General features: G+C 47.3%; 13 protein-coding genes. All 13 read right to left on the bottom strand.

Annotated elements, in window-relative coordinates; translation table 11 throughout:
• Positions 1-209 precede the first annotated feature (209 nt).
• On the bottom strand, positions 210-1,193 hold the full coding sequence (locus DXT99_RS18615; protein ID WP_115567097.1) for an IS110 family RNA-guided transposase: 984 nt from the start codon (positions 1,191-1,193) through the stop codon (positions 210-212).
• Between the two features lie 391 nt (positions 1,194-1,584).
• Positions 1,585-2,196, bottom strand: a complete 612-nt coding sequence (locus DXT99_RS18620; protein WP_115567098.1) for a hypothetical protein — start codon at positions 2,194-2,196, stop codon at positions 1,585-1,587.
• A 245-nt stretch (positions 2,197-2,441) separates the two neighbouring features.
• Positions 2,442-3,503, bottom strand: coding sequence for a response regulator (locus DXT99_RS18625; RefSeq protein WP_115567099.1), 1,062 nt, complete (start codon positions 3,501-3,503; stop codon positions 2,442-2,444).
• Positions 3,500-4,732, bottom strand: a complete 1,233-nt coding sequence (locus DXT99_RS18630) for a hybrid sensor histidine kinase/response regulator (protein ID WP_115567100.1) — start codon at positions 4,730-4,732, stop codon at positions 3,500-3,502. The genes DXT99_RS18625 and DXT99_RS18630 overlap by 4 nt, the downstream gene beginning before the upstream one ends.
• 218 nt (positions 4,733-4,950) lie before the next feature.
• A complete protein-coding gene (locus tag DXT99_RS18635; RefSeq protein ID WP_115567101.1) occupies positions 4,951-5,397 on the bottom strand; it encodes a response regulator in 447 nt (148 codons plus the stop codon).
• 10 nt (positions 5,398-5,407) lie between these two features.
• Positions 5,408-6,952, bottom strand: a complete 1,545-nt coding sequence (locus DXT99_RS18640) for a sensor histidine kinase (RefSeq protein WP_246000840.1) — start codon at positions 6,950-6,952, stop codon at positions 5,408-5,410.
• A gap of 224 nt (positions 6,953-7,176) precedes the next feature.
• The gene (locus DXT99_RS18645) at positions 7,177-8,094 is read right to left on the bottom strand and encodes a universal stress protein (protein WP_246000841.1); all 918 of its coding nucleotides are present in this window, start codon (positions 8,092-8,094) and stop codon (positions 7,177-7,179) included.
• A gap of 230 nt (positions 8,095-8,324) precedes the next feature.
• Entirely contained in the window at positions 8,325-9,041 is a 717-nt protein-coding gene (locus tag DXT99_RS18650; protein WP_115567103.1) for a sulfite exporter TauE/SafE family protein, read from the bottom strand.
• A gap of 2 nt (positions 9,042-9,043) precedes the next feature.
• Positions 9,044-9,508: a FixH family protein gene (locus DXT99_RS18655; protein ID WP_115567104.1), complete on the bottom strand. Its 465-nt coding sequence runs from the start codon at positions 9,506-9,508 to the stop codon at positions 9,044-9,046.
• Positions 9,509-9,700: 192 nt separating this feature from the next.
• Complete coding sequence (gene ccoG, locus DXT99_RS18660; RefSeq protein ID WP_115567105.1) at positions 9,701-11,107, bottom strand: cytochrome c oxidase accessory protein CcoG; 1,407 nt, start codon at positions 11,105-11,107, stop codon at positions 9,701-9,703.
• 305 nt (positions 11,108-11,412) lie between these two features.
• Entirely contained in the window at positions 11,413-12,636 is a 1,224-nt protein-coding gene (locus DXT99_RS18665; RefSeq protein ID WP_115567106.1) for a c-type cytochrome, read from the bottom strand.
• Positions 12,633-12,827, bottom strand: a complete 195-nt coding sequence (locus DXT99_RS18670) for a hypothetical protein (protein WP_115567107.1) — start codon at positions 12,825-12,827, stop codon at positions 12,633-12,635. Before DXT99_RS18670 ends, DXT99_RS18665 begins: the two co-directional genes overlap by 4 nt.
• A gap of 108 nt (positions 12,828-12,935) precedes the next feature.
• A complete protein-coding gene (gene ccoN, locus DXT99_RS18675) occupies positions 12,936-15,122 on the bottom strand; it encodes a cytochrome-c oxidase, cbb3-type subunit I (protein ID WP_115567108.1) in 2,187 nt (728 codons plus the stop codon).
• Positions 15,123-15,163: the final 41 nt, after the last annotated feature.

Here is a 15,163-nt window from a genome sequence, read left to right on the forward strand (position 1 = left end):
GAAATTCGGCTTCATTTTGATGTACTGCAGTATGCCTTACAAAGAGCATGTTTGCTCCAGCAGATAAGTTCATCTTGCTTTTTCCGCTAAATCAGTAATCACGAAATTTTACAGGCACAATTAGCTACTGAAGTTAATCATATTAGTTTAATTTATTATACAAATTGTTATAAATTTTAAGATATCATGAACTGTGTTAAAAGTCAAGCTTATTTAGCAGAAGTATTAGCAAACTCAGCCTGATAAGATGTGCCTGATTTCACAATAGCAAAAGCCTGTTTAAGAAGTTTGTTACAGACAGCAATCAGCGCCAACTTGCCATTCTTCCCCTTGGCCACGAGCCGGTCGTAGAGGGCCTTACAGGCAGCGTTTGACTTCTTGGCAGAGAAGCTGCACATAAACAACTTGCCCCTGATCAATCCTCCGCCCATCTTGGTAATCCGCACCTTACCTCTGATACTGGTGCCGGAGGTATATTCTCTGGGAGAGAGCCCGGCCTTAGCGATAAGTTGTCGATAATTGTTCATATTCTTAAAGCCTCCGGCAAACAATAGCAGCATACCTGCTGTCTTTCTGCCAATACCTGGAATAGAGCTCAGCAGCTCCATCTCTTTGTTAAAGGCCTTTTCCAAAGAAGCTATTAACTCATCCTCTATGTGCTTCACCTGTTTTTCAAGCATCTTCAGAGTCTGCTTGAGGCTTTTGACGGCCAATCCACTTCCCACTGGTTGTAGTTGTAAAGCTTCCAAAGAATTAATGACCATAGTCTTTTGCTTGATGAGCTGTTCTATAACCTGCTCCAGTTGTCGGCATTCCACGATTACCTGCTCTTCTGGCTGCCACTGTTTTACTTCAGTTTGTTGGCCATAGCGCATAATCCACTGAGCATCTTTCCTGTCGCTCTTGCCTTTTCCCAGGTGCATCTGAATGTAGCGCTTGATGATAACAGGATTCACCACTACCACCCGTGCTCCATGCTCCACCAGATAATAAGCCAGCTGCAGATAGTAAACACCGGTCGCCTCCATTACATACAAGCTTTCTGTTCCGCAGCACTTGACCAGCTTTTTGAAGCCAACCTTGTTATTGTCTGTCTCCAGGTGCTGTGTCTTTCCTTCTCTCATGTGGCAAGCGGCCAGCGTGCCTTTGCTTACATCAATGCCTACTACTTTTTGTCTTACTTGTGTGTCCATAAATCTAAGAGGTTAATAAATGTAACAGGGTAAGTTTAAAGAGGAAACTATGGTGGCATTCTCTATCCTGATGCAAGCTTGAAAGCTTAATGGAACTGTCCAAAGTAAACCATAGAAAAGGAAGGGGATTATCATGTTATACGGGCTATCATGGCCATATCGGTTATTTAATCTTACTCCTTCCTTTCTGCTCTTTATATACAAGTTAATATACAATGACAAACATAGGATGCTGTTATTAATGCCCTTATCAGCAGGCCCCCCACATCTACGGCCTTGCCTAAGCATAAAAATCAAAAAGAGCCGCCTAAACAGTGTTTAAGCGGCTCTTTGAGTACTCTAAAAGATGGGGGTTAACATCACCTCATGCTGCACCTTTCATCAGTAAACTTTACTTTTTACCTTTTTTCTTCTTCTTTTTATCTTTCTTTTTCTTCTTTTTCTTTTTGTTAGGTTCTGCTTCCTTCATGGCATCATACACAGCCCCTGCAGCGAAGGCATATACCGCGTGGTGAAACAAATCAATGGCTATTTGCTTGGCAGACCATTCCGTAATTGGCTTTGCCGCATTGTTGGCAGGCAGCATGATTTGGGCAGTTCCCCAGATAGCGCCAAAATGAATAGCGGAAGCCCGAACTCCTCTTATATCAGCCAAATCCAAAGCACTTCGGGCTACTCCCCAACCGGTACCATAGCCAAAATGCATCAACTGCTCAAACTGCTCCTTATTCGATTCTACCTCCTCTTTTAGTTCGTCAGAGGCTTCGTCTTTGTCAGAGGCCGCCTTTTCTTTCTCAAGTTCAGCTTTTCCTCTTGGCTCTACACCTAAGGCTTTACCACCTACTTTTGCAGGAGCATCGCTCATGCTCCTCTTGGTGATACTCATTTCTATCATTTGCGAGATTGTAATGGCAGCAGTGCCGGCAAAACCAGCAATCAGCCCTTTCCCTAGGATTCCGCCTCCTTTGGCGAGTACCGCAAAAAAATCAGACTTATTTGACATATCGTGTTGCTTGGATTAAATAACTACCTATGAGTGGCTCCTTGTTCACGAAGAGCCTGTTAAGTGCAACGCAATTGTTTCTGAATGGTTTAGCCTTAACCGGATAGCAATTTGTTTCGCAGCATATAGGCGCTACAACACAATAGGCAATAAAAGAAGCGCCTTAAACGGGATTCGCTTAAGGCGCTTCAAAAAATAACAGCTCCTTATACTTAACATAATAAACAAACTACACACAACTATCTCTAGTTGCGCATGCGCCTGAGCTTGTCTCCATTCAATATGCTGATTTTACTTCCCTGGCTATCAATCAGCTTTTCGTCTTTAAAGTCGGCGAGTGTACGAATAACGGTCTCCTTGGAGGCACCTACAATGTTTGCCAAATCCTCGCGTGAAATAACAACCTGCGATACTTTATCCGGATCATTGGTATATTGTTTCTCAACAAAGAGCAATGCTTCGGCCACACGTTTGCGCACTGAATTATAGGCTAGCTTTAACAGGCGTTCTTCTCTTTCAGCTAAATTATCAGATAGTATCTTGATGAATTTATTTGCTACCAGGCGGTTATTGTGCAGGAGCAGAAAGAAGTCTTCTTTGGAGATGATATAAATCTCAGAGTCTTCCATCACCATGGCCGATTCACGGTATGCTTTGTCCTCTATCAGGTCGAGGTAGCCAATAAATTCGCCGTCTTTGTACAGGTTAGTGATGTACTCACGCCCTTCTTCGTTCGATTTATATGTCTTTACCTTTCCCTTGTTCAGGAAGTAGAGCGCGTTGGGGTAATTGCCCTCTGAAAACAGGGGCTGCTTTTTCTTGTAGAGCTGAAGCTTCTGCTTATCCGTTGTCAGCTTTTCAAGGTTCTCCTGCCCTTTCGCCTCCTTAATGAACTCATTCAGGCCTTCTGCGTCTTTACTGAATCCTGCTTTCAAGGCCTCATTCTTCTTCAGGCGCATCTCCACCGCGTCAAGCAGTTCCAAGTCATCGAAAGGCTTCACCAGGTAATCGTCTGCCCCCAGGTTCATTCCTTTCCTGAAATCCTCCTTTTCCGATTTGGCCGTCAGGAAAATAAAAGGAATACTTGCCGTTGCCGTGTTGCTTCCCAACATGCGCAATACGCCATAGCCATCTAACTGCGGCATCATGATATCACAGATAATCAGGTCCGGAATTTCCTTTTTCGCGAGTTCAACCCCTACTTTGCCGTTCTCGGCCTCTAACACATCATAATTGGCAAGTGCCAGTATCTCGGCTATGTTTTCCCGGATTTCCTGGTTGTCTTCTATCAGCAGTATCTTTTTCATGGTTCGGTAGTTTGCGGAAGTGTAACGGTAAAGGTGGTGCCCTGATCTAACTCACTCTCATAACTCAGTGATCCACCCATTATGTCTACGTACTTTTTTACAATATTCAGCCCTAAGCCTGTCCCCTGTATATTTGTTACGTTCTGAGCCCGGAAGAAAGGAGTAAAAAGATGCGCTTTGTCGGCATCTGGTATGCCAATGCCCTCGTCCTGCACTGTAATGATAATTTCACCTCCTGTAATCGTGGTTGTGAAATGAACCTGCTGGTGCTCCCCGGAGTATTTACTGGCATTCGAAAGCAGGTTAAACAGAATATTCCGTAGCAACTGCTTATCAACACAAACAGTTGTCTGGCTGCTTTTATGCTGATAATGGATTTGCTGCCCTAACTTCAGTACACCCTGGGCCTCCTCCACTACTTGCATTGCAAAACCTTTTAGATCGAAGACGGTTGGCACGTTATAAATTTTGCCCTCCTCAATGCGGCTGATGGACAGGAAATCGTTCAGGATACCTGTCAGGTTACTGAACGCTGACTTTATCCTGTCCACGTGCTTTATCCGTTTATCATCATCTTCGGTCGTTTTGTACTTCCCGATGAGCGAGGCCGATGAAAGCACTGTGCTTAAGGGAGTACGGAACTCGTGGGAGGCAATGGTGACAAACCTCGACTTGAGTTCATGCAGCTCTTTCTCTTTCTGCAGGGCCTTCCGCACCTCCTGCTCTGCTTCGTAGAGGCTCCTGTTGGTACGCTCCAGCTTCTGTATGGCTGTGCCCAATTCCTGTGTGCGTTCTTTTACGCGCTGCTCCAGCTCTGTATTCAGGCGCTGGATAACAGCCAAACTTTTAGCATGTTCGATACTATAGCGGATAGAGCGCTCCAGTTCATTCGGGCTGATGGTGCCCTTTACAAGGTAGTCGAGTGCCCCGGCGCGCATAGCTTTCTCATCTGTTTCCCGATCGCTCTGGCCTGTAAGCAGGATGAAAGGTGCGGAACAGCCCTCCTTTACAGCTCTTGTAATCAGTTCCAGACCATCATGGGCACCCAAACGGTAATCAACCAGATAGATATTATGCCGTTTCTCCCCTACTATCTTCAGCGCCTCATGGAAAGAAGATGTCCACTCGAGCAGGTAATTACGCCCTGGAATATCATCGATAATATCCCGGGTGATGATGTAATCATCCTCGTCATCATCTATCAGCAGTATGCGTATTTTATCAGGCATTTTTTAAAAGGATACTAGATACTAGATGCTAGACACTAGACACTAGATATTAGATTCTTGGTAGTAGAAATGCTGCAAAGAAATTTGATGCTTCAACTCTGCATAAATCAGGATGCTTCAACTCTGCATAAATCAGTAGAAACAAATCAAGTTTTATCATTTGGTACAACACATATAGAAGTAATCTACAGTCTGAAATCTAGTATCTAGCGTCTAAATTACAGTTTCGGCAACTCCACAATTTCAAACCAATATTTGCTGAGCGTCTTCATCACATCCACAAGCGAGGCAAACGTTACGGGCTTGGTGATAAAAGAGCTGACACCCAGGTTATAGGTCCTGAGAATATCTTCCTCCGCTTTGGAAGTAGTAAGTACCACCACCGGAATCAGGCGCAGGTGTTCATCCTCTTTTATTTCTTTCAGTGCTTCCCTTCCGTCTTTTTTCGGCATGTTCAGGTCCAGCAAAATCAGGCCCGGCGTAGGGTATTTTGTTGCATCGGCGAACTTACCGCGGTGGTGCAGGTAATCCATCAGTTCTTCCCCGTTCTCCACAAAATGAACGTTATTCTTCAACCTGCTTTCCTCCAGTGCATCCCCGACCAGCATACGGTCTTCGGCATCGTCGTCGGCAATAAGTATGATAATCGATTTCTTGTCTGACATTTCCCTGTGTTTATTCCTCTGGATGTTTGATCGCTAACGTGATGATGAACTGGGTGCCTACTCCCGCCTGGCTGGTGGCCGTGATATCGCCCCCGTGCCGGACAGCAATTTTACGGCAAACGGCTAAGCCAATACCGGAGCCTTCATACTTCTGGCCTTCCAGCCGCTGGAAGATATTAAAGATCCGGTCCAGGTATTTTTCATCAAAGCCAATGCCGTTATCCTCTACATGTATTTCAGTTACTTCATCGCCGGGTGTGGCGGTGAGGTGCGCCTGTCGCTGCAGGTTCTTTGCATAAATATTTATAACAGGAGTTACATCTTCTTTACGGAACTTGATGGCGTTGCTGAGCAAATTCTGAAACAGCTGCCGCATCTGTGTTGGCTCTGCCTCTATTTCCGGCAAGGGAGAACGGTTAATCACAGCGCCTGTCTGCTCTATGGTTACTTCAAGGTCAGAAATAACTTCAGAAAGGATGGTGTCGAGGCTGACCTTCACAAAAGACTTGGGCTTAGAAGTAACCCTCGAAAAATTCAGCAGGTCGTTTATCAGATTTTGCATACGGGAAGCCGCATTCAGCATCCGGTCCACGTAATCCTTCCCCTGTTCACTGAGTTTGTCATACTCCTTCGTTACCAGCCTGTCGCCGAAAGCTTGTATTTTACGCAAAGGCTCCTGCAAATCATGCGACGACACATAAGCAAAGTCCTGCAGTTCCCGGTTGCTGCGCTCCAGTTCGGCAGCATAACGACGCAGGCGTTCTTCGTTTATTTTCTGCTGCGTAATGTCGTGCACAAACCCTGTATATACTTTCCGGTCAGCCAGCTCCACTTCACTGATGCTGAGGTAAAACGGGAAAATGGTACCGTCCTTTCGCAAACCCGTTACTTCCCTGCCGATGCCTATAATGCGTTTCTCCCCTGTTACATGGTAGTGGTGCATATAGCTGTCGTGCAGGCTGCGGTCCGGCTCCGGCATCAGCACGTTGATACTCTTTCCTAACAGCTCGTCTGCCGCATAGCCGAACAACCTGGCAGCTGAAGGGTTCACCATCTCTATAACGCCACGCGTGTCGATGGTGATAATGCCATCCACTGCTCCCTGGATGATAGAGTTTATCTTATTCTCACTTTCGCGCAGGGCCGCCTCTGCCTGTTTAAGGCTGGATATGTCATGCACAATACCTGTAAATATCTGCTTATCCTGCAGCTTCACTTCGCTTATACTCAACAAAAAAGGGAAAACTGTACCGTCCTTTTTCTTTCCAAGCACTTCCCGTCCCTTTCCAATAATCTGCCCAACACCCGTCCGGTGATAGTTCTCTATGTAGCTGTCATGGAGCCCCCTGTCAGGCTCAGGCATCAACATTTTAACGTTCTCTCCTATTATCTCTTCCGGTTGATAACCGAAGATTTGCGCAGCCGCCGGGTTTACTGATTCTACAATGCCGTTTCGATCAATGGTAATGATGCCATCAATGGCCGTATCAATGATGGCTTTCAGCCTCATTGCATTCTCTAAACTGTAGGAAGGGTTTTCTTTATCTTCTATCACTGGTAAAGCTTTTGTTTAAAGATAAGCAACAACGGGGCATTGTCAAATGATGGCGTTCAGTTAATGAGCAGAAGTAACAGCCTAAACAAAGTACAGATCCTGCTCCAAGCGCGAAACAGGATCTGTGAACACAAACAACAAATTATGGACTATTATCTTTATTGGCGGTAGGTGCCATCTGCTCTGATAAAGGCTTATGCACCTGATGGCTCTCCAGAATAATATTATATGTTTATACCTGCTTCCTCAAATTTTATTTCCGGATGATGGGCACTGCGCTTCATACAGTTTGTGCAGCAGCCCGAGCACGGCTTCTTCTTAAGTTGCCTGAATGTCAGCAGCGGGATGCGGGTATGGTAGGCCATGGTTTTGACATAGGCTTTGCTGAACAGGCGCTGCATCAGGTAGCTGTCTCGGGTCGCCAATACCAGCATGTCGGCATCCTCACGTTCTGCAAAATCACCTATCCCTTCCAGCATATCCTCTTCTTCCAGTAGCTTAAAGCGAACATTCCTGCCTTTCAGTTGCTCCTCCACCTCGTGTATGGCCGCCTTCATACTGCTTAACTGCGCGCGCGCTGCCTTGCTATATACCTGCACCAGCGTGAGTAGAGCATCCGCCTGTTTGGAGAATTCGTTTATCTGCGCCAAAACTTTTGGATCACGATCGGTAAAGTCAGTTGCAAACACCAGGTGCTTTATCTTTTTATAGGCCAAAGCAGAAGGCACCACCATCAGCGGACAACCAACCTGCTCCATTACCTGGGCTGCATGGTCGGCATGCGCTGCTTTGTCTGGGTCAGGAAGCGAATCAGCCTGCATCAGTACCAGATCAACAGAAGCATTCTGAACGACGTCTTTTATGCAGTCATGGAGGTTTCCCGGCCGCACGACACACTCAAAGGGAACGTAATCTCTGAATTTTGGCACCCTGCCAAGCACCCGCTCTCCCATTGCCCGCAGCAACTGTATTCTCCTGGTCTGCTGGGTAAAAGTTAACGCTGCCGTATTAGAGGGGTGCAATAACAAAAGCTCTGCACTAAACGCTGCTGCAAACTGCCCTGCGTAATTCAGCAACAGCAGGCTCTCAGCGGGTTTATCTACATCTACCGGAATCAGGATTTTTTTTAGTGTATTGCTCATGCTCATAGCTTTTCATTTTCCGGTAGTAAAGTTACTTTTCTGTTGTAAGCCATAAACTGACAGACATCATCCAAAAAAATGACATTTATCAGTTTTTGGAGGGTCTATCTTGCCTTTGCAGCTTAAGCAGGAACGGGATTAGTATAAAAGCAGAACCATACTATGTTCCTATACTACTGTAACCCAACAAGTACCAGCAGAACATGCCTTTTGCAGATGCCAATACAGCACTACTCAGGCTTTGTGCAGCAGGTAATTTCTGTTATATGACTTGCTGTGTGCGCTACCTTGGGGCTGAGGTACGGGATACCTAAGCCTAGCCCGCGTACTATAAAAAGAATGGCAAGGCACATGCCCACGTAAGGCACCAGTCTGTTAAAGGTGCTGCGGAGCTTCAGGCTGATGAGTTTACCTGACAAAGACACCAGGAACATGAGCGGGAGTGTGCCCAGGCCGAACAAGGCCATGTACAGCATGGCGCCTTCTATGCCCGGTGCACTGATAGCACCTGCCAGCGCAATATAAACGAAACCGCAGGGCAATAAGCCGTTCAGCAGCCCTACCATAAACAAGGCTCCCAGGGAATTTTTCTGGAAAAAGTAACCCAGCTTATGCCGCACCCAAACCATCACTTTGTCTGTGCCTACCGCTCTAGCCGCCTTGCCTTGCAGGGCCGCCGGTAAAACCAGCAAGAGCAGTATCAGAATGCCGGAAACAATAGAAACCGTTTGCTGCAGCCCGGCCATCTGTAGCGATTGCCCGAAAGCACCAGCCAAGGCTCCTAAGGCAGTGTACGTAACAATTCTCCCCCCATTGTACAGGAGGCGGCCTGCGTAGTAACGCCAGCCGCTGCTCCCGACAAATGGTAAGGCCATTGCTATAGGGCCGCACATCCCCACGCAATGGAAACTGCCAACCAATCCAAATATGAATCCTGCCCAGATCATGGCTATTTCAGTTGGATGGTTTCTTCTGTATAATATGTCTCTTCGCCAGCGCTAAAATTTACACGCACTTTCCAAAGTCCCTTCTCAAGCTTTTCAGTCTCCACCAGCTGGCTAAGGTCACGGCCAAGCTGTAGCGGCACCTCCTGATCCAACCGGTCATCCGATGGCCGGAACAGGTTCACACGCCCACTAATGTGCTGGCCTGCAAAGCTCTCCGGCAGCTGCAAAAGGATGGCATGGTTTTCAGGTTTATAGTTTATTGCCACATCACCAACAGCTTTAGTGCGCCCTACCATATCTATGTGGTCCTGAAAAGCGATTTCCTGCTCATAGTAATCTTTGCTCACCAGGTCTACGTCCTGGTTCATGGCCTGCACCACAAAGAAGATGATGTACCCCATAAACAGCACAATAGCTGCGATAATGGCATAAGGCCAAAGGGTGAAGCTTTTACTTTGAGTTGTCATGTTCGTGTCGTTATTCGTTGCCCGTTTTCCGTTGTTCGGGATGTTATTTCTGAGCTGTTTTTATATATAGTATTCTACCGTACAATTGAAACCCACCCCTACCCCTCCGAGGAGGGGAATAAATTCTTCTGTAGATTTACCTCCTTGGAGGGAACTAGATTGGGCTTTTTTACATGACCGTTAAGGTATATTTTACTTTGCCGGTCCCAGGAACTTCGTGTCCTGTGTTGTGATAAGTTTATCGCCATGGTACACCCCTATCTCTATTTCGGAGTTCAGGCCTGTTAGCTGATTCCTTGGAATCTCTGTAAAGAAAACGCCCTCTGCTATTCCCTGCGCTGGCAACACCAGTTCACTTCCTATCAATTTTATCGTTCCCTCTTTATCCAGCAGCTTTAAAGTAAGGGGCATATCGTAATTTGTTTTGTTGATGACGGATATGTTGTACAAGTTCTTGATTTGCCCCTGCTCGGTCTGCTGGTATAACTGGCCCGGTGTGCGGAGTATGGTTGCCTCCGCTGCGTCGCGGGTTAAAAGGAGTGTGGTAAGCACTGTTAGCAGCACTACCAGCACGGCGGTATAGCCCATGACGCGCGAGGTAAAGAACCTCCACTTTCTCCCCTCTGCGATGCCCTCCTCAGACTCATAGCGAATCAGCCCTTCCGGCTTGTCAACCATGCGCATGATATCGTTGCAGGCATCAATACAGGCGGTGCAGTTGATACACTCCAGCTGCTGGGCACCATTCCGGATGTCTATACCGGTGGGGCAAACCTGCACACACTGGCGGCAGTCGATGCAGTCGCCTTCGGTGCGCTCCTGGTTTTTGCGCAGCTTGCCGCGTGGTTCACCCCGGCCATAGTCGTAGGCTACCACCACTGTCTTTTTATCCTGCATTACACCCTGCAGGCGACCATAAGGACATACGATGGTGCAAACCTGCTCCCGGAAAGAAGCGAATACCCAGTAAAATACACCCGTAAAGGCAAGTAAGGCGCCGAAGCCTGCTAAGTGATTGGCGGGACCCTCCGTCGCAATCTTCTTCAGTTCATCAATGCCAATGATATAGGCTAGGAAGATATTTGCAATCAGAAAAGAAATCAGAAGAAAAACAGCAGCTTTAGAGCCCTTCTTCAGAATCTTCTCTGCGTTCCAGGGCATTTTAGCCAAAGCTTTCTGCTTTGTATAATCCCCCTCTATCGCATACTCAATTCGCCTGAATACCATTTCCATGAAGATGGTTTGCGGGCAAATCCAGCCGCAGAATATACGGCCAAACACAACCGTGAAAAGTATGATAAACAGCACCAGCGCCAGGAAACCCAGCACCAGAATAAAGAAATCCTGGGGCCAGAACAGCACCCCGAATATCACGAACTTGCGCTCTACCACATTCAGCATGAGCAGCGGCAAGCCGTTGATCTTGATAAAGGGACCTGCAAATAGTAAAGCCAGCAAAAAGTAGCTCACATATTTGCGGTAGTTGTATAGTTTGCCTTTCGGCTTTTTAGGGTATACCAGAACGCGTTTACCCTGTTCATCTACAGTTGCTATATGGTCCCGGAAATCGTCGGGAGCCGTTTGTATTTTACTTGCCATGGCAGTGATAATTTGTTCGGATATTAGTCCTGCCTGTTAATTAATTTGAAAATTTAGTCTTCAGCAATTGATGTAATCTGCTGTGACAAAATTCTTAAATCTGGCGTTTGTAAAGGATGACCAAAGTCATTTAACGAAGTGATTGTCATCACCGATGATAGTATGTTGCAGCTTCTGCCCCAGCTTTTCAAGTATGGTTTCTGGCTGGGGTTCATTTATATAAAAAAGTTGCAGACACTTAGGTTAAGCGCCTGCAACCTTCAAGGGATTCGCATTTCTATATTTAAAGTTTCTTCATTCCCCAATTACTCCTTCTCCCCTTGCGGCTCTTTGCCATTCTCCGGGTTTGACCCTTGCAAAGACAGAATGTAACTGGACACTTCCAGTATCTCGTCTTTGGTAAGTTTACCTTGCCAAGGCACCATGCCTTTGGCCGGAACACCATACTTTATTGTTTTAAAGATGTCGTTCACATCGCCGCCGTGCAGCCAGTACTCGTCTGTCAGGTTCGGGCCAACCGTACCTTCTGCATTTTGTCCGTGGCAGGCTGCACAGTTCTGAATGTAGGTTTGTTTACCGTTCTCCAGGGCTGTGGCATCTGTCATGACTTCGTAATCAGTGACTGCATTCGGATCATCAGGTGTCATGGCGGCCAGTATAGCGGCCTGTTCCATCTCCATTTCGTATTCTTCTGCCTGCAGTGCGCCGGTTTTAAACACATGGAAGTGCAGCATATAGCCTATGGCAAACACAATAGTGGCGTAGAACATGGTTTTCCACCACGGTGGCAGGTCGTTGTCGTATTCCTGTATGCCATCAAAGTCGTGGTGAGAGTGAATTTCGTCTCTCGCTTTACCTGTTACTAAGGTCGTGTCACCACGCATCAGGAAGAGCACGCGCCCAGCAAACGAACTACGGAATTCCTCTTTATAGATAGAGTCTCCGAGCATCGGCACAAACAGGCGGAACACTGTTACCAGTACAACAACAATCAACAGAACAACAGCCCCTGCCAGTACAAAAGTAAACAGCAACACAGGCGGCAGATCCAGAAAGCCTACCTCCTCGCCCACTAATTCTGACGGAGTTACCATTGCCATGTCGCTCTGCTGGTCATCACCTGTAGTTACGGGTGCGGCAGCTGCCGCAGCAGGTACATCACTGGCCTCTTTTATATAGGCAATCACATTCGTAATGTCCTCTTCAGAAAGAGTGCCTGCAAAACTTGGCATCGGCACCTTGTGGAACTTTTCAAATACTTCTACCGCATCCTTGTCACCTGATTTCACCAGCTCCTGGGAGTTCTGAATAAACTTCACCAGCCATTCATCACCACGGCGCTTGTGCACATCTTTCAGGGCAGGCCCAACTATATCAGCCTCTATACTATGGCAAACTGTACAGTTTGCTTCAAACACTTTTTTACCCTCCACAGCGTCCTGCGCCACCGCGGTGCTGCCTGACATCAGGAGCAGGCCTGCTATAAGGGACAGGCTGCTTTTTACGAAAATTTTCTTTGCAGCGATCATTGTTTTATTCCTTCAGGTGTGGTGTTTTCGTCTTCGCTCTCGCATGCGATGCTGCTCATCGTCTGCGCGTAGTTCTTGTCCATCAAGGCGACATAAACAATCAGCCCAAGAAAGAACACAAAGAAGATAGTAAACGAGATGAGCGGGTATATTTCGATGCCATCAATGGCTTGCAAAACGTTTTTATACATGGCTTTATCTTTTGGGACACTCGTATCACGTATCTCGAATCATGTAGCACGACTTATTTACATTATTTTTGATCGTGTGTCGTGATACGTGATACTTGTGTCGTTTTATTATTCCTCTGCTTTCACTTTGATGTCTGTGCCCAGGCGTTGCAGGTAAGCGATGAGGGCAACTATCTCTGTTTCAGGTCTTACTTCAAGTCCTTCTTTTGCCAGATCGGCTGTTACCTTTTTCGCCTGCTCCATCAGCTCCTCGTTTGCGTTGGCGATATATTCGTCTTCGTAAGGCACACCCAGTTTCTTCAGCGTCTCCAGCTTATCCTGTGTTGTGCTCAGGTCAACGTCCTGCTCAAACAACCAGGGGTATGCTGGCATAATGGAACCCGGCGACATCGACGTTGGGTCGAGCATGTGGTGGTAGTGCCACGAGTTCGGATACTTGCCTCCTATGCGGTGCAGGTCCGGGCCGGTTCGCTTGGAGCCCCACAGGAAGTTATGGTCGTACACGAACTCACCTGCTTTCGAGTATTCGCCGTAACGTTCTGTTTCAGAGCGGAAAGGTCGCACCATTTGGGTGTGGCAGTTCACACAGCCTTCTTTAATGTACAGGTCACGCCCCTGCAGCTCCAGCGAAGTATAAGGCTTCACGCTGGCAATGGTCGGCACGTTAGACTTGATGACGAAGGCAGGGATAAACTCTACCAGACCACCAATCAGAATGGCTACTGTTGCCCAGATGGCCATCTGTGTAGGGCGCTTCTCAATCCAGCTGTGCCAGTGGCCCGCATTTTTAGATACAGTAGGCACAATAACAGGGGCTTCGGTGCGCTCATTAGCAACCAGTTTACCTGTTTGGGTGGTTTTGTACAGGTTATACACCATCAGGAATACACCACTCAGGTAAAGTATACCACCCACACCGCGCATATAGTACATCGGCACAATTTGAAGCACGGTCTCCAGGAAGTTAGAGTACTGCAGTGTTCCTTCCGCTGTAAACTGCTTCCACATCAAACCTTGTGTAAAACCAGCCCAGTACATTGGTATCGCATAGAATAGAATACCCAGCGTACCTAACCAGAAGTGCGTGTTCGCCAGCTTCTTAGAGTGTAGTTGTGTTTTATAGAGGCGTGGGAACAACCAGTATAGCATGGCAAATGTCAGGAAGCCATTCCAGCCAAGCGCTCCCACGTGTACGTGTGCCACAATCCAGTCAGTGAAGTGGGCAATGGCGTTCACGTTTTTCAGCGACAGCATCGGCCCTTCAAAAGTCGCCATACCATACGCGGTAATCGCTACCACCATAAACTTCAGCACGGGCTCCTCGCGCACTTTATCCCAGGCGCCGCGCAGTGTCAGCAAACCGTTGATCATACCACCCCAGCTCGGCGCAAGCAGCATGATAGAGAAAACCACGCCTAATGACTGTGCCCAGTCCGGTAAGGAAGTATAAAGCAAGTGGTGCGGGCCTGCCCAGATATAAATAAATATCAGCGACCAGAAGTGAATAATGGACAAGCGGTAAGAGTATATCGGGCGGTTCGCAGCCTTTGGCAGGAAGTAGTACATCAGGCCCAGGAACGGCGTTGTTAAGAAGAACGCCACTGCGTTGTGGCCGTACCACCACTGCACCAGCGCATCCTGCACCCCTGCATACCCAGAGTAGCTCTTCAGGAAGTTAACCGGCATCTCGTATGAGTTCACGATGTGCAGCACAGCCACTGTCAGGAAAGTAGCGATGTAGAACCAGATGGCTACGTACATGTGCTTCTCACGGCGCTTGGCAATCGTACCAAACATATTCCAGCCAAAAACCACCCAAATCAGCGTGATGGCTATATCTATCGGCCACTCCAGCTCGGCATACTCTTTTGAGGTAGTGATACCAAGTGGAAGCGTGATGACAGCAGAAACGATAATCAGCTGCCATCCCCAGAAGTTGATTTTGCTCAGCAAATCGCTGTACATGCGCGACTTGCAAAGGCGCTGCAGCGAGTAATAAACCCCCATAAAGATGGCGTTGCCCACAAAAGCGAAGATCACAGCGTTGGTGTGCAGGGGCCTTACGCGGCCAAAAGTGGTATACTGGTTGCCCATGTTCACGTCCGGGTTTGCTAGCTGGAAAGCAATAATTACCCCAATCAGCATACCGGCAATACCCCAGAACACGGTGGCTATACCAAAATCCCGGACGATCTTATTATCATAAAAGAACGTATCGGTCACCCCCAGGTCCTTGCCTTTCGGCACAATCCGGTCGGGGGTATTGTCTAAGGCTTCAGCTACATTAGTTGACATGTGCGGTGTCCTCCATTATGTTAAAGTGTTTTATATATGTT

Origin of the sequence: Pontibacter diazotrophicus (genome assembly GCF_003367245.1) — a bacterium.
GTDB classification, from domain to species: Bacteria; Bacteroidota; Bacteroidia; order Cytophagales; family Hymenobacteraceae; genus Pontibacter; species Pontibacter diazotrophicus.